Source organism: Pseudorhodoplanes sp., assembly GCF_059499825.1.
The window spans coordinates 130,159-144,365 of record NZ_JCABZI010000013.1; the positions used below are offsets into that span (position 1 = coordinate 130,159).

Consider the following 14,207-nt stretch of genomic DNA (forward strand, 5'->3'; position numbering starts at 1 on the left):
GCTGCTGTGCCTAATGCGCCAGCGCCAGAATCTGCTGCGTGCCGCCGCCGAAGGCATAGAGCGCGAGAAGGTAATAGACAATGTAGAGATTGTAGGTCTGTCCGTTGCCGTTATAGAGACTCCGGCTGCGCTCGGCGGTGAATGCAGCCAGTGCGGCCGTTTCGCCCCAGAACCGTGTGGCGATCGATGGCGTGAGCGCCGTGCAGACGGCTTGCGCGAAGCTGTAGATGCCCGTCGATGACGCGCGCGGATCGACGGATCGCGAGCGGAACAGCAGCCACAACAAGCCGAACAGAGAAGCGGCGATGGCGACTGCGACAGCCATGGTCGGCAGCGGATTCCAGTACGCGTAGATCAGCTCGAGCGACATGCCCTGCCAGCGGAGCGTCGCGGAGAATTGCGGGTCGATCGCCCGCGAGACGGGATCAATCAGGAGTTTCGGGAAGAACGACATCACCAGAATGCCGGCGACCAGCAGATATTGCGGGATCAGGATCGCCGCCGGCGCTTCGGCAGCGACCGGTGCGGGACGCTTCGGCGTGCCGAGGAAGATCGCCTGGATGAAGCGCGCCATATAGAGAAAGCCGACAAAGGTGGCGAGCAGTGTCATCAGCGCCGGCATGTACCAGCCCTTTTCCATCATCGCGCTGAGCAGCAGCCATTTGCCGCCGAACCCGGCCAGCGGCGGAAGCCCCGACATCGCGACGATGGCGATTGTCGCCAGCGCAAACGTCTGCGGCATGGCGCGCGCGAGACCGCCGAGGTCGGAGAGAAGCCGCGTGCCGGTGCGCAGGATGATCGCTGCGGCGGCGAGGAACAGGATGCCCTTGACCAGCAGGTGATTGGCGACGAGATAGAGCGCCGTCACCCAGCCGAGATGGCTCATCAGCGCGATCGCGGCGACGATATAGCCGAGCTGGCTCATGCTGGAATAGGCGAGAATGCGCTTGATGTCGTCCTGGCGCACGGCGAGCAGCGCGCCAACGAGCGTGGTGAGCATCCCGATCCAGCCCAGCACATGCGCCAGCCCCAATCCGGCGTCGGACCGGATCGCGACATAGGTGCCGATGAACAGCCCGAAGATCGCAACCTTACTGATGACGGCCGACAGAAGCGCGGACACGTCGTCATCCGCTTCCGCATAGGTGTCCGGCAGCCAGATATGGACGCCGATCGCACCGGCCTTGATCAGCAAGCCGATGGCGAGAAGCACGAAGACCGGCGCCACGTCCGGGCCGCCGGTGCGGAACGACGACAGCGAGATATCGCCGGTAACCGCATGCATCATGGCGAATCCGGCCAGCAGGAAGAATGCGGCGGCCAGCGAGAACAGCAGATAGCGCAGCGCGTGCGGCGCGGCGGTGCGGCGCTGGACCACGAGGAAATAGGAGGAGAGCGTGATCAGCTCCCAGACCACCAGGAATTCCAGGCTCGTGGTCGCACGCGGCAGCGCCGGCAGCGCCAGCAGCATGACCGTCAGCAGCGGATAAAATCCCGGGCGCGGATCGGAGCGGGCGAGGCAGCCGATCGACACCACCAGCCCGCCCGCAAGCAGGATGACGGCGTAGAGTTGCATCATTCCGGACAGATCGCGGATCAGCCACAGCCCGCCGACCAGAACGACCGCGAGCGCAACAACGCCCTGGATGCGTGCTGGAAGGCGGTGAAGCAGCCACACCGCCAATCCTGCCGCGAGCGGCAGCACCACCCAGAGCCCGTCGATCCCGGCAAGGCGAGCGGCGATGGCGCCGCTGACGAACAGCAACGCCACCATGCCGTAGGCCGGGATCAGGCTGGGCGGGCTTTCGCTTTCGGATTCGGCTGCGCCATGCGCATGCACCGAATGGCCGAACCAGCGAAACATGTAGGCGGCTTCCAGCAGCGAGCCGAGCAGGATGACACCGATGAAAACGTAACGGTGCTCCGCAGCCAGCGTCAGGATCAGTTGCCACTTGGCGAAGAAGCCGGGGAAGGGCGGCAGCCCCGAAATCGCAAGAATGAAGATGCCGAACACGACGATGGCGGCCGGGCTTTTCGCGATAATGGTCCAGTCGCGCAGGCGCGTCTTGCCGACATGGTAGGCGAGCCAGAACAGTCCGACCTTGGCGAACAGGTGGTTGACGAACAGGCCGCCGATCACCAGCAGCATGGTGGCCTCGGTCGCGCGTCCATGCAGCAGGACAGCGGCCATGATCAGCAGCGCCATCTGCCCGATCGACGAATAGCCCAGCAGGCGCTGCGCCTTGGTTTGCCGCAATCCGATCAGGTTCGAGAACACGAAGGTGATGGCGGCGAGGATCGCAATCAGCGTCAGCTGGTTCTCGAACAGCGGCAGCAGCTTCAGCAGCGCGAAGAACACGCCCGCCGATACGCCGCCCGAAATCATCGCCGCGATATCGGGGCGCGCGGTCTCGTAGACATCGAGCCCCCAGCCATTGGCCGGGAATGGCTTCAATTCGAGTAGCAGACAGGCGAGCAGGAAGATCAGCCCCGCAACGCCGATAGGGCCGGCAATGGCGGCACGGCTCGCGATCAGATCATCGATATTGAGAAGGCCGGTCACCGCATAGAGCAACAGCGAGCCGATCAGGAAAAAGCCGGACGCCAGCACCGTCGCCATCAGGAATTTGAACGTGGCCGACAATGCCGCCGGTGTGTCGCGCAGGGTCAGCAAGCCGTAGGTCGCGATCGAGACGATCTCCAGGAACACGAAGAGATTGAACAGGTCGCGGGTCATCACCATGCCCTGGATGCCCATGACCAGCAGCAGATAGAGCAGGACGATGCCGTATTTCTCGCGCGCGATATAAGCCGCGCCGAACAGGGCGACGAGATTGACGCTGAAGGCGAAGATCGCTTCCGGCAACCCCAGTCGCAGATTGATCGCTATGGGCGGCTTCGCGCCGCCGGTCAGGATCTCGATCGGGGCGCCGCCTTGGGCAAGCGCGACCAGACCTACGCCAGAAATGACGGTCATCGCCGCGAGCGCGACCATCAGGGCGGCCGCAACCGCATTGCTACCGACACGATACAGCAGCGGGATCAGAAACGCGCCGCCGAGTCCGACGATGAAGATGTTCAGCGGATGCAGCAGGCCCTCTACCATTTCGACTCCGTGAAGGCGTCGATCGAGAGCGTCTTCTTCGCGTCATAGAGCCGGATCGCATAGGCGAGCAGCACCGCCGTGACCGCAAGGCCGATGACGATTGCGGTGACCACCAGCGCCGACGGCACCGGATCGACCGCGCGGGTCGAGGCCTCGGCGACGGTAAGCGCGCGGTCGATGATCGGCGCGGTGCCGCCGCGGACATAGCCGATCGCGACAATCATGATGTGCGTGCCGGTGCCGATCAGCGACAGCGAGATGATGATACGCAGGATGTTTCGGTGCGTGAGCGCGCCCCACAGTCCGATCAGCATCAGCACGAGGCCGGTGGTCAGCACGATGGTGGAGATCATGGTCGGACTGCCCGCATGAAAAACATCAGCTTCGGAAGCGATCGAGAATGACGGCGAGTTCGCAGCCGACCTTGACCCCCAGCAGCACCGACAGCACCGGAATCGCGCCGGCGCTGAAGAACGCGCCGAACTGGCCGAGCGGCAGCACCCGGTTATCGAGAAAGCCGCCGGCAAAGATCAGCCCGGCAATGCCGACGCAAACGAACAGCACGCCGGCCAGGGATTCGGTGATGCTCAGGAAGGCAGTGTTGAGCGCCTGCGAGGGATTGGCGAGCAGTAGCAGCAACACCGCCGATGCGATCACGGCGCCGCCCTGGAATCCGCCGCCGGCCGAGATATGTCCGTTCATGATGATATAGGCGGCGAAGATTGCAATCAGCGGCACCATGATCTGGGTTGCGCTTTGCACGATTTCGGAGGCGGGTGTCTTGCGCTCCGCGTCCTTGTCCCCGGCATGTGAAGACTTCGCAGTTGAGGATTTGCCCGACGCCGTGAGCACCAATCCGACGCCGGCCGCCACCATGAACAGGACCGCGACTTCGCCCAGCGTGTCGAAGGCGCGGTAGGTGAGCAGGATGCCCGTGATCACATTCGGCGCGCCGAGTTCCTGCGGCACGAGCCGCACATAGCTTTCGGCCAGCGGGCGCAGCGTCTGCTGCTCGGTATAGCCGATCGCGATACTCGCCAGGATCAGCGCGAACAGGACGACGGCACCGGCCGAAAGGATGCGCTGCATCAGGCGCGGTCCCGGATTGGCGTTGTCGCCGTACGCGTGTCCGGCTCGGTCTTGCCGGCCATCGGAATGCCGATGCGGCGTGCCGCGCGCGCCAGCGCATGCGACGACACCGGATTGGTCATAAACACGAAATAGATCAGGATCACGAGCTTCAGCGTCCAGCCCGGATGATAGAAGGCGATGCCGATCAGGATCAGCGCATTGCCGAGCGTTGAGGCCTTGGTGCCGGCCTGCATGCGGGTGAAGACATCCGGCATGCGCAACATGCCGAGCCCGGCTGAGAAGTGGAAGAACGCGCCGAGCAGGATCAGGATGCTTCCGGTCAATTCGGCCATGGCTTCACTCCTTCGCGCCCGAGGTCCTGCGGATCGCATAGAGGAAGATCAGCGTAGAGAGACCCGAGCCGATCGAGGCTTCCGTCATGGCCACGTCCGGCGCCCCCAGCAGAACGTAACAGACGGCGGCGAACAGCGTCGCCAGACCGCCGCTGACGGCTGCGGCAAGCACGCCTTTCAGCGTGACCGCAAGAACAGCGCTGGCAACGATGGCGGCGCAGATGAGGCAGACGAGAAGCTCGAGCATCGGACTAGAGCCCTCGTTCGAGATAGCGCGCGGTTGCAACCACCGCGAGGAAGCTCAGCACGCCGTAAACCAGCGCGACATCGAGATAGATGAAGCGGCCGGCGATATGGGCGTAGAGCGCAATCATCGAAATCGAGATGACGGTGAGAAGATCGACCGCGGCGATCCGGTCCACGACCGTATGGCCCATAATCAGGCGCAATACCGAAAAGCCGATCGCGAAGAAGATCAGCACACCGGCCGCGAGCAGGAGGGTGTCAGCCAAAGGTCTTCTCCAGGTCGCGCTCGAACGGCCCGACGATGATGCGCGTCGCTTCTTCGGGATCAGTGGTCTGCATGTCGAGCCAGTGCACGGTCATCGTCTCGCCGTCCAGATCGAGGACCAGTGATCCCGGCGTCAGCGCGATCGAATTGGCGAGCGCCAGACGCCCGACCGGCGTCTTCAGCCGCGTTTGGACCTTGATGACCCCCGGATTGATGTCGATACGTGGCGAATAGACGTAGCGCAGCATTTTCAGGTTGGCGCGCACCATCTCGACGAAGAAAACGCCGGTGTAGCGGAGGAAATGAAACAGCCGCGCTGGCGTGAGCTGGATATCCGCCCAGGCCGGGAAATGCCGCACGAACACGAAGGCGAGCGCGCCGGAAATGACGGCACCGCTGAGGATCGATTCAATGGCGAGCGACGAATTGGCGGCGAACCAGATGACGGTCAGCAGCAGCCACAGCCATAAAAAGCCGCGGGGCATTTTCGATCCGGAATGGCCTGACGTCATGAGTCAGCGACTCCCCCATTCCGCAACGCGTTGACCACACGCTGACATTAGGTGCCGCAGGGGTCAAAATCAATATTGTGATTGCTCGCCGACGCCGCTGGCGCAACCGCATGGCGGCATCTTTCGGGTTGTGGCAGGGCTGATTTTCATTCACAAAACCGGCTGCGGCGAGATGCTGCAGCGAGACGTGCGTGAGGGATCTGCAGGGATTGTTGGCGATGAGTGTGAGGCGTGCGATCTGCCATGCAGCGCTGGCTGCCTTTGTATGTGCCCTCGTGCCGGCTGGCGCGTCGGCACAATCCGCAATCGCTCCGGTTCAGGGCGCGCCGATCCTGCCGCGCGACGTCGTGCCGGCGCAGGCCACGCGTAACACCCGCAACAATCTCAATACCGACGCACAGATCTACCTGCTGCGCGGCCTGGCCAATGTGTTCTCGCGCGGGATGGATGAGCTGGCGGCGAAGCTGACCGCCGATGGCTTCAGCCCGGTCCTGATCAATCATCGCGGATGGCAGAATGCCGCGGATACGATCGCGCAGAATTACCGGGCCGGCCGCACCGCGCCGATCATCCTGATCGGGCATTCGCTGGGTGCCAACAACGCTTACCGGATCGCGCGCAGGCTGAACGGCAAAGGCATCCCGGTCGCCTATCTCGCGACCTTCGATCCGACCAACAGCTTCACCGTGCCCAACAATGTCCGCTACTTCGTCAATTTCTATCAGAATAACGGCGTCGGCCGCCGCGCATCTTATGCGGCGTCGCGCACGAAGCAAAAGGTCAACCTGAATTTGACCAGCAGCCCGGGGCTGAACCACCGCAATATCGATCAGTCTCGGCGGCTGCAGGATATCGTGATGGCGCGAATCCGCCAGGTCACCGCGCGCTAGGGCGTTTTCCAGCGAAGTGGTTGCCGGTTCGCGTTAAGAAAACGCGTCAGCGCAAGACTTCAGCCACGTCTCAGCGCGCCGGGCCGAAGGTCCATTGCCCATTGCGATAGACGAGGCCGGTGCCGACGAACGCGTGCTTCGGATCGTATCGCTCCCAACGGCCGGCGACCCAGGAATACTGGCCGCGCCGGCGGTCCCACGCGAAGTGGCCCGGCACATAAACCCGCGGCGCCATCGCTTGCGCGCTTTGCCGATCGGCCTGCCGCCGCCCGACCGATCGCGGCACGACATGGCGCTGCGAGGATCTGCGCTGGGCGGAGATCTCCGCGCCGCTTGTCACCGATGCGGCGTGGCCGGTCACAGGCGCGCTCACGGTTAGTGCCGAGACAAGGCCGAGCATGGCGAGAATTGCAGTCACAGGTCGCATGACAAGTCCAATCATGCCGGCTTCGCCGCCGGCTGGTCGCGGCGCTTTTCGGTCAGGCTGAACCAGGTCACGTAAAGCGTCGGCAGGAAGATGAGGGTGAGGATGGTCGCGACCAGCAGCCCGCCCATGATCGCGAAGGCCATCGGTCCCCAGAACACCGTCGGCGCAATCGGGATCATGCCGAGCACGGTGGAGATCGCGGTCAGCATGATCGGCCGGAAGCGCGCACTGGAGGCGTCGATCACGGCGCTCATGATGTCCTTGCCGGCTTCGCGTTCGGCATCGATCTGACCGAGCAGGATCACCGCATTCTTGGTGATCATCCCGAGCAAAGCGAGCACGCCAAGAATGGCGACAAAGCCGAGCGGCCGGTTGAACGTCAGCAGCGCCAGCACCACGCCGATCAGTCCGAGCGGCGCCACGCTCAGCACGATGACCAGCTTCTGGAAGCTGCGGAGCTGGAAGATCAGCACCGTCAGCATGATCAGCAGCATGGCCGGGATCACCGCGAGCACCGAAGCCTGCGATTTCGCGCTTTCCTCGACGGTGCCGCCGACCGCGAGCTGATAGCCGGCCGGCAGCGATTTCGAGAAGGCCGTAATCTCCGGCGCAAGCGCGGACACGACAGTATCCGGCAACACGCCCGGCCGGAGGTCGGCATGCACGGTGAGCGTCGGCAGCCGGTCGCGCCGCCAGACCAGCGGATATTCCTGGCCGTATTCGAAGGTGGCGAACTGGCTGAGCGGCACCGTGCGTCCGCCCGGTAGCGGGACAGCCGTCGTGCGCAGCGTGTCGATCGAGACCCGCTGATCCTGCGTGGCGCGCACCACCACATCCACAAGATAGATGTCGTCACGCACCTGGGTGATCGTAACGCCCGAAATCACCGTGTTGAGTATATTCGCCAGCGCCTGCGAACTCAGGCCAAGCGATCGCGCCTCATCCTGATCGATGCGGATGCGAAGCTGGCGCGCCGGCTCCATCCACTCGTAGTTGATGTTGATGGCTTGCGGGTTCTTCGCGATCAGCTCGCCGAGCTGCAGCGAGAATTCCCGCACCTTGGAGATATCGGCGCCACTGATGCGATACTGGACCGGCCAGCCGACTGGCGGCCCGAGTTCGAGCGGATAGACCCGCGCCACCACGCTCGGGAATTCCTCGGCCAGCAGCTTTTCCAGCTTGACCTTCAGGCGTTCACGCGCCGGCACATCCTTCGCCACCAGCACCGCCTGGGAGAAGAAATTGTTCGGCAGTTGCACGTTCAGCGGCAGATAGAAGCGGATGGCGCCGCGCCCGACATAGGTGCTCCAGCGGTCGAGATCCGGATCATCCTTCAGTGCGGCGTCGAAGCGCTTGGCAATCTCCTCGCTGGCATAGATCGAGGCATTCTGCGGCAGGCTGAGATCGACCAGAAGCTCCGGCCGGTCGGACGACGGGAAGAATTGCCGCGGGATCAGCGGCATCGCGAGGAAGGACGCGACGAACATGCCGATCGTGAGTGCGATCGTCAGGTATCGCGCGCGGATCGCGCCGGTCAGGAAAGCGCGATAGGTCCGGAATACGAAGCCCGGTTCGGAGCTCGTTTCCTTCTTCGGCGTGGACAGAATCGCCAGCCCGAGCAATGGCGCGAACAGGACCGCGACGAACCACGACACCACGAGCGCGATGGCGACCACGGCGAACAGCGAGAATGTATATTCGCCGGCCGAACTGGCGGCGAAGCCGACCGGAACGAAGCCAGCAATCGTCACCAGCGTGCCGGCCAGCATCGCGAAGGCGTAGGTCCGGAATGCGAATGTCGCGGCCTCCTCCTTGCTGTCGCCCGCTGCGAGCCGCGTCAGCATGGCGTCGGTCGTGGTCATGGCGTCGTCGACCATGAGCGCCAGCGCGATGATCAGCGCGCCAAGCGAAATCCGCTGCATGTCGATATTGACGATCTCCATCACCGAGAACACGACCGCCAGCGTCAGCGGAATCGCGGTCGCGATCACGAGCCCCGGCCGCAGGCCGAGGCTGATGAAGCTGACGAACAGAATGATGCCGACCGCCTGCCACAGCGACGTCATGAATTCGGAGATCGCGCTCTCCACCGTGACGGCCTGATCGGCGACCAGCTTCGGCTCGACGCCGATCGGCAGGTTGGCGCTAAGGCGCGTCATCGTATTAGTCAGGTTCTTGCCCAGCGCGAGGATGTCGCCGCCGTCGCGCATCGCGATCGCAAGCCCGATGGCGGGCGTGCCATTGACGCGGAACATCGGCTGCGGCGGATCGGCATAGCCGCGCCGCACATTGGCGATGTCGGCCAGCCGCAACACCCGGCCGCCGACAACGAAATTGATGTTGCGCACGTCCTCTTCGGACTGGAAGGCACCGGACACGCGAATCTGCAGGGTCTCGGCGGCGGTCTGCACGGCGCCGGCCGGCTGCACCACGTTCTGCGCCTGCAGCGCCGCGATCAGTTGCGCTCGCTCCAGCCCAAGATTGGCGAGGTCCTTGGTAGAGAATTCGACGAAGATGCGTTCGTCCTGCGCGCCGAGGATTTCGATCTTGGAGACATCCGCGACATGCAGCAGCTCGGACCTGATGGTCTCGACATAGTCACGCAACTCGCGCTGGGTGAAGCCGTCCGCGGTAAAGCCGTAGATGATGCCGAAGGTGTCGCCGAAATCGTCGTTGAAGGCCGGGCCGATCACCCCGGCCGGAAGCGTGTGCCGGATGTCGCCGATGCTTTTGCGGACATCGTACCAGACGTCAGGCACCTGCTGCGCTGTCGTCGACCCTTTGAGATTGACGAAGATGGTGGTGACGCCGGCGCGGGTGAAACTGCGCAGGAAATCGAGATGCGGAGTCTCCTGCAGCTTGCGCTCGAGCCGCTCCGTGACCTGCTTCAGCGTCTCTTCGACGGTGGCGCCCGGCCATGCCGCGGACACCACCATGGTCTTGATGATGAAGGTCGGGTCTTCCGCGCGGCCGAGCTTGAAATACGAGCCGACGCCCGCCAGCACCGCGATGATCATCAGATAGATGGTGATCGAGCGGTTCTTGAGCGCCCATTCCGACAGATTGAAGCTCATGGATTGTTTCTCGGGTTCATTCCGAGCAGGCGGACCTGTTGACCCGGATGCAGCGCCTGCACGCCGGCGGTCACGATGATGTCGCCATTCTCCAGCCCGTATCCGACCGACACCTGGTTCTGGTCGAAGCGCACCACATCGACATTGCGCATCGCCACCGTGTTCTTCTTCGGATCGACGATCCAGACCGCGGCCTGATCATTCGAGCGCGTCAGCGCGCTGGCCGGAATCTCGAACACCGACACCGCCGCCAATTCCATGCGTCCGACGACGGTCGCGCCGAGTCGCATCGCCTCCGGCGGATTGGTCAGGCCGACCTTGACCTCGAAGGTGCGGGTCACCGGATTGGCCTGGGGCGCGACCTCGCGCACGCGGCCTTCGGCCGTCACCTTGGGGTCGTCGCTCAGCGACACCGTAATCAGCGGATCGCTCGGCGCCGCCCGGATCAGTTGCGCGGGCACGTCGAACACGGCGTCGCGGCCATCCTGGCGCGCGACCCGTGCAATCATCTGGCCGATCTGCACCACTTCGCCGGCGCGCGGGCCGATGGCGGTCACCACGCCGGGCGCATCGGCCTTCAATTCGGTGAAGCCGACCAGGTCCTGCGCGGTCTTGAGCTGCGCCTCGGCGGCCTCGACCTGGGATTCCGCGGTCTGCAGCGCCTGCGTGGCCTGTTCGTGAATGACCCGCGTGGTCCAGCCCTGCTTCAGCAACGTGTCCTGCCGCTCGAAGTGATTGCGCGCCTGGGTCAGCTGGCCCTCGGCGGCGGTGAGATTGGCCCGGGCGGTGCGCAAGGCGTTCTGTTCGTTCACCGAATCGAGCTGCGCGACCACCTGTCCCGGCGTCAGCCGGTCGCCGACATTGACGTCCATCTTGATCATGCGGCCGGAAATGCGGAAAGCGAGCGAGACCTCGTCCTCGGCCGCGATACGGCCGGTCAGTGTCACCGGCACGCCGGTGTCGCGGCGCTCCACCTTGAGCGCGCGCACCGGCCGGATGTCAGGCTCGGCCTTTTCCTCTTCGCGCGAGCAGCCGATGAGCAAGGCGGGAAGGAGAACGATCAGCAGCGAGCCGGTGGCGGCCCTTCGCAGCGGATGGCGGGCGGTTGTTCGCAAATTCATCAGTCCCTCGAGATCGGCCGGCTGCAATTCGCATCTGTTTTGCGAGCTACCGTGGCAGGAAACTGCAACAGCGCCAATACTGCCGTTGCAGCAGCATGACGCCATTGCGATTACGCAATGATGTCGTGGCAGAATTGTACCAGAGGACGTCCCTGTCGCATGTCATGCGCCGCTTGTGAACAGGCTTTCAGGCTTGGGTCGCCTGCACGACTTTGATGCACTCCATACACGGAAGCGATGACACATCATCGAACACCGTGGCGCGCCGTCAAAACACGGTTTGGCATATCGCGAGGGCATGGGTGTTGCAATGCACCAGTCTGTTACTGCGTTGACGCAGCGTGCCCCCTGATGTCAGATGCCCTCGACTGTCTTTTTTGAATTGCTTTCAGAATAAGCCATTGCGGAGGATACGGTTATGGATGCGCGCCTCGACGAGGAGGCCGGATATGTCTCGACCGGTCATCTGCCGTCGCCGGAGCAGGTCCAAAAGCTTGTGCAGAGCGCCCATGAGCGCTTCAAGTCGAACGACGAGGGTGAGAATTCCCAGGTTTATCCGGCGCTCGCTCGCGTGCCGCGCGATCTGTTCGGCATCTGCGTGGTTGGCGTGCGTGGCAATGTCTATGCCGCCGGCGCCACCGACCACGAATTTTCCATCATGAGCGTGTCGAAGCCGTTCATCTTCGCGCTGGTCTGTCAGCAGATCGGGGCGGAAGAGGCGCGTGCGAAGCTCGGCGCCAACGCCACCGGCTATGCCTTCAACTCGGTCGCCGGCATCGAGCGCATGCCGGACGGGCGCACCAATCCGATGGTCAATGCCGGCGCCATCGCCACCACGAGTCTCGTCCCGGGCCGGACTGTGGAGGAGAAATGGGCCTTCATCCACGATGGCCTGTCGAAATTCGCCGGCCGCAAACTGCCGATGAACGACGAGGTCCTGGCCTCCGCGCGGGAGACCAATTTTCGTAACCGCAGCATCGCGCAATTCCTGCTCAGCGTGAACAGCATCTATTGCGAGCCGATGGAAGCGGTGGACCTCTACACCCGGCAATGCTCCCTGAATGTGAGCGCCAGGGATCTTGCGGTGATGGGCGCGACGCTGGCCGATGGCGGCGTCAATCCGGTCACCAAGGAGCGCGTGGTCGATCCGTCGGTGTGTCATTACGCGCTGGCGGTCATGACCACCGCGGGCCTTTACGAAACATCGGGCGACTGGCTCTACGACATCGGCCTGCCGGGCAAGAGCGGAATCGGCGGCGGCATCGTCACCGTATCGCCCGGCAAGGGCGGACTTGGCACCTTCGCGCCGCCGCTCGACAAGGCGGGCAACAGCGTCAAGGGGCAACTGGTCGCGAAATATCTGTCGCAGCGCCTGGGCATGGATCTGTTCGTTTCAAAGCCTGAAGTCTGACGGCCGGCCGACCGCGTTTCGGCACAGCATCTGCAAAAGATCGAGCCTTCGGGGAGGGGCGCATCATGACGACCGTAACGGCAACCGCACCGCAGTCGGAGGTTCAGGAATCCTGGGTGCCGATGATCGCCATCGCACTCGGGCAGATGATCATGTCCTTCAACGTCGCCTCGCTGCCGGTGGCGATGGGCGGCATGGTCCAGAGCTTCAACGTGCCGCCCACGACGGTCGCGACCGGGATCGTCGCCTATTCGATGCTGGTCGCCGGTTTCGTCATGCTCGGCGCCAAGCTCACCCAGCGCTACGGCGCAATCAATGTCTTCCGGGTGGCCGTCATCGTGTTCGGCGGCGCGCAGGTGCTGATGACCTTCAGCCCGACTGCGAACATGATGATCACCGCGCAAGCGCTGAGCGGAGCGGCGGGTGCCGTGATCGTGCCGTCGCTGGTGGCGCTGATCGCCGAGAACTACAAGGGCAAGCAGCAGGCCACCGCGCTGGGCGCGCTGGGCTCGGCCCGCGCCGCTGCCGGCGTGCTGGCCTTCGTGATCGGCGGCGTCCTCGGCACCTATATCGGCTGGCGTCCGGCCTTCGGCATCCTGATCGTGGTGTCGGCCATCGTTTTCCTCCTGAGCTTCCGGCTCAAGCCGGACAAAGGCCGCCCCGAGGTGCAGATCGATTTCATCGGCGTCGTGCTGGCCGCGGCGGCGATCGTGCTGATCAGCTTCGGCTTCAACAACCTGAACCGCTGGGGCCTGACGCTGGCGACGCCCGGCGCGCCGTTCAACATCGCTGGCGCGTCGCCGGCGCCGATCTTCATCCTGGTCGGCGTCATGCTGGGCTATGTGTTCCTGCGATGGACGCATCGCGTGCAGCAGGCCGGCAAGACGCCGCTGCTGGCGCTGGAGGTGCTGGATTCGCCGAAGGAGCGGGCCGCGGTCTATTGCATGTTCGCGGTGGTCGCGCTCGAGGCGATGCTGAACTTCTCGGTGCCGCTCTATATCCAGATCGTGCAGGGCCGCTCGCCGATCGCGACCGCGATCGCGATGATGCCGTTCAACCTGACGGTGTTCTTCGCCGCGATGCTGATCGTGCGGTTCTATGACCGCTTCACCCCGCGCCAGATCGGCCGCTACGGCTTCATCCTGTGCACCGCGGCGCTCCTGTGGCTCGCCTATGTGGTGCGCAACGACTGGAGCGCCGGCCCGGTGCTGATCGGCCTGGTGCTGTTCGGGATCGGGCAGGGCGCGCTGGTGACGCTGTTGTTCAACGTGCTGGTGACGGCGTCGCCGAAGGAGCTTGCGGGCGACGTCGGCTCGCTGCGCGGCACCACCAACAACCTGGCGGCGGCGGTCGGCACCGCGGTGGCCGGCGCGCTGCTGGTCGGTCTCTTGAGCGCCATCATGCTGGCGGCGATCAATGCCGCGCCGAAGCTGACGCCGGAATTGCAGGCACAGGTCAATCTCGACAGCATCAACTTCGTCAGCAACGACCGGCTGCAGGAGACACTGTCGAAAACCTCCGCATCACCGGCACAGGTGGCGGAAGCGGTGCGGGTCAATACCGAGTCGCGATTGCGCGCGCTGAAATTCGGGCTGCTGCTGATGGCGGCGCTCGCTTTCATCGCCATCATTCCGGCCGGCTCATTGCCGGGCTATCAGCCGGGCGAAATCCCGGAGCCGGATGAGGCGGTGCGGAAGACCTAGAGCGCCTGAGGCGTCGGAGCCGACAATA

The 14,207-nt window shown here is 64.0% G+C and carries 13 protein-coding genes; 3 read left to right on the forward strand and 10 right to left on the reverse strand.

Features of this window, described 5'->3' with window-relative positions; all coding sequences use genetic code 11:
* Positions 1–10: 10 nt before the first annotated feature.
* From AC5I5I_RS18960 to AC5I5I_RS18990, 7 genes are read right to left on the reverse strand one after another with little or no spacing between them, the layout of a single operon-like run.
* Positions 11–3,106 (reverse strand): proton-conducting transporter transmembrane domain-containing protein, encoded by a 3,096-nt coding sequence (locus AC5I5I_RS18960; protein ID WP_495975520.1) that lies wholly within the window; start codon positions 3,104–3,106, stop codon positions 11–13.
* Positions 3,100–3,459, reverse strand: coding sequence for a sodium:proton antiporter (locus AC5I5I_RS18965; RefSeq protein WP_495975522.1), 360 nt, complete (start codon positions 3,457–3,459; stop codon positions 3,100–3,102). Before AC5I5I_RS18965 ends, AC5I5I_RS18960 begins: the two co-directional genes overlap by 7 nt.
* Positions 3,460–3,484: 25 nt before the next feature.
* Positions 3,485–4,195 (reverse strand): hydrogen gas-evolving membrane-bound hydrogenase subunit E, encoded by a 711-nt coding sequence (mbhE, locus tag AC5I5I_RS18970; RefSeq protein WP_495975524.1) that lies wholly within the window; start codon positions 4,193–4,195, stop codon positions 3,485–3,487.
* Positions 4,195–4,530, reverse strand: coding sequence for a monovalent cation/H(+) antiporter subunit G (mnhG, locus tag AC5I5I_RS18975; protein WP_495975526.1), 336 nt, complete (start codon positions 4,528–4,530; stop codon positions 4,195–4,197). Before mnhG ends, mbhE begins: the two co-directional genes overlap by 1 nt.
* Before the next feature lie 4 nt (positions 4,531–4,534).
* Positions 4,535–4,777: a hydrogenase subunit MbhD domain-containing protein gene (locus AC5I5I_RS18980; RefSeq protein ID WP_495975528.1), complete on the reverse strand. Its 243-nt coding sequence runs from the start codon at positions 4,775–4,777 to the stop codon at positions 4,535–4,537.
* Between the two features lie 4 nt (positions 4,778–4,781).
* Positions 4,782–5,042, reverse strand: a complete 261-nt coding sequence (locus AC5I5I_RS18985; protein ID WP_495975530.1) for an MrpF/PhaF family protein — start codon at positions 5,040–5,042, stop codon at positions 4,782–4,784.
* Positions 5,035–5,553: a Na+/H+ antiporter subunit E gene (locus AC5I5I_RS18990; RefSeq protein WP_495975532.1), complete on the reverse strand. Its 519-nt coding sequence runs from the start codon at positions 5,551–5,553 to the stop codon at positions 5,035–5,037. The genes AC5I5I_RS18985 and AC5I5I_RS18990 overlap by 8 nt, the downstream gene beginning before the upstream one ends.
* A gap of 218 nt (positions 5,554–5,771) precedes the next feature.
* Here AC5I5I_RS18990 and AC5I5I_RS18995 point away from each other — a divergent pair, with 218 nt between their 5' ends.
* Positions 5,772–6,443 (forward strand): thioesterase domain-containing protein, encoded by a 672-nt coding sequence (locus AC5I5I_RS18995; protein ID WP_495975533.1) that lies wholly within the window; start codon positions 5,772–5,774, stop codon positions 6,441–6,443.
* Between the two features lie 70 nt (positions 6,444–6,513).
* On the opposite strand, the gene AC5I5I_RS19000 is transcribed toward AC5I5I_RS18995, so the two are convergent.
* Genes AC5I5I_RS19000 through AC5I5I_RS19010 form a run of 3 tightly spaced genes read right to left on the reverse strand, consistent with a single transcriptional unit; the run spans position 6,514 to position 11,065 of the window.
* Complete coding sequence (locus tag AC5I5I_RS19000; protein ID WP_495975535.1) at positions 6,514–6,870, reverse strand: hypothetical protein; 357 nt, start codon at positions 6,868–6,870, stop codon at positions 6,514–6,516.
* A gap of 11 nt (positions 6,871–6,881) precedes the next feature.
* The gene (locus tag AC5I5I_RS19005; protein WP_495975537.1) at positions 6,882–9,944 is read right to left on the reverse strand and encodes an efflux RND transporter permease subunit; all 3,063 of its coding nucleotides are present in this window, start codon (positions 9,942–9,944) and stop codon (positions 6,882–6,884) included.
* Positions 9,941–11,065, reverse strand: a complete 1,125-nt coding sequence (locus AC5I5I_RS19010) for an efflux RND transporter periplasmic adaptor subunit (protein ID WP_495975539.1) — start codon at positions 11,063–11,065, stop codon at positions 9,941–9,943. The genes AC5I5I_RS19005 and AC5I5I_RS19010 overlap by 4 nt, the downstream gene beginning before the upstream one ends.
* Positions 11,066–11,483: 418 nt before the next feature.
* Here AC5I5I_RS19010 and glsA point away from each other — a divergent pair, with 418 nt between their 5' ends.
* Both glsA and AC5I5I_RS19020 read left to right on the forward strand, forming a co-directional pair.
* On the forward strand, positions 11,484–12,476 hold the full coding sequence (gene glsA, locus AC5I5I_RS19015; protein WP_495975541.1) for a glutaminase A: 993 nt from the start codon (positions 11,484–11,486) through the stop codon (positions 12,474–12,476).
* Positions 12,477–12,541: 65 nt separating this feature from the next.
* Positions 12,542–14,179 (forward strand): MFS transporter, encoded by a 1,638-nt coding sequence (locus AC5I5I_RS19020; RefSeq protein ID WP_495975543.1) that lies wholly within the window; start codon positions 12,542–12,544, stop codon positions 14,177–14,179.
* The last annotated feature ends 28 nt before the right edge of the window (positions 14,180–14,207 follow it).

Coding starts and splice junctions, on each gene's coding strand:
- AC5I5I_RS18960 (WP_495975520.1), bottom strand. CDS start 3,106: ATGGTAGAGGGCCTGCTGCATCCGCTGAACATCTTCATCGTCGGACTC.
- AC5I5I_RS18965 (WP_495975522.1), bottom strand. CDS start 3,459: ATGATCTCCACCATCGTGCTGACCACCGGCCTCGTGCTGATGCTGATC.
- mbhE (WP_495975524.1), bottom strand. CDS start 4,195: ATGCAGCGCATCCTTTCGGCCGGTGCCGTCGTCCTGTTCGCGCTGATC.
- mnhG (WP_495975526.1), bottom strand. CDS start 4,530: ATGGCCGAATTGACCGGAAGCATCCTGATCCTGCTCGGCGCGTTCTTC.
- AC5I5I_RS18980 (WP_495975528.1), bottom strand. CDS start 4,777: ATGCTCGAGCTTCTCGTCTGCCTCATCTGCGCCGCCATCGTTGCCAGC.
- AC5I5I_RS18990 (WP_495975532.1), bottom strand. CDS start 5,553: ATGACGTCAGGCCATTCCGGATCGAAAATGCCCCGCGGCTTTTTATGG.
- AC5I5I_RS18995 (WP_495975533.1), top strand. CDS start 5,772: ATGAGTGTGAGGCGTGCGATCTGCCATGCAGCGCTGGCTGCCTTTGTA.
- AC5I5I_RS19000 (WP_495975535.1), bottom strand. CDS start 6,870: ATGCGACCTGTGACTGCAATTCTCGCCATGCTCGGCCTTGTCTCGGCA.
- AC5I5I_RS19005 (WP_495975537.1), bottom strand. CDS start 9,944: ATGAGCTTCAATCTGTCGGAATGGGCGCTCAAGAACCGCTCGATCACC.
- AC5I5I_RS19010 (WP_495975539.1), bottom strand. CDS start 11,065: ATGAATTTGCGAACAACCGCCCGCCATCCGCTGCGAAGGGCCGCCACC.
- glsA (WP_495975541.1), top strand. CDS start 11,484: ATGGATGCGCGCCTCGACGAGGAGGCCGGATATGTCTCGACCGGTCAT.
- AC5I5I_RS19020 (WP_495975543.1), top strand. CDS start 12,542: ATGACGACCGTAACGGCAACCGCACCGCAGTCGGAGGTTCAGGAATCC.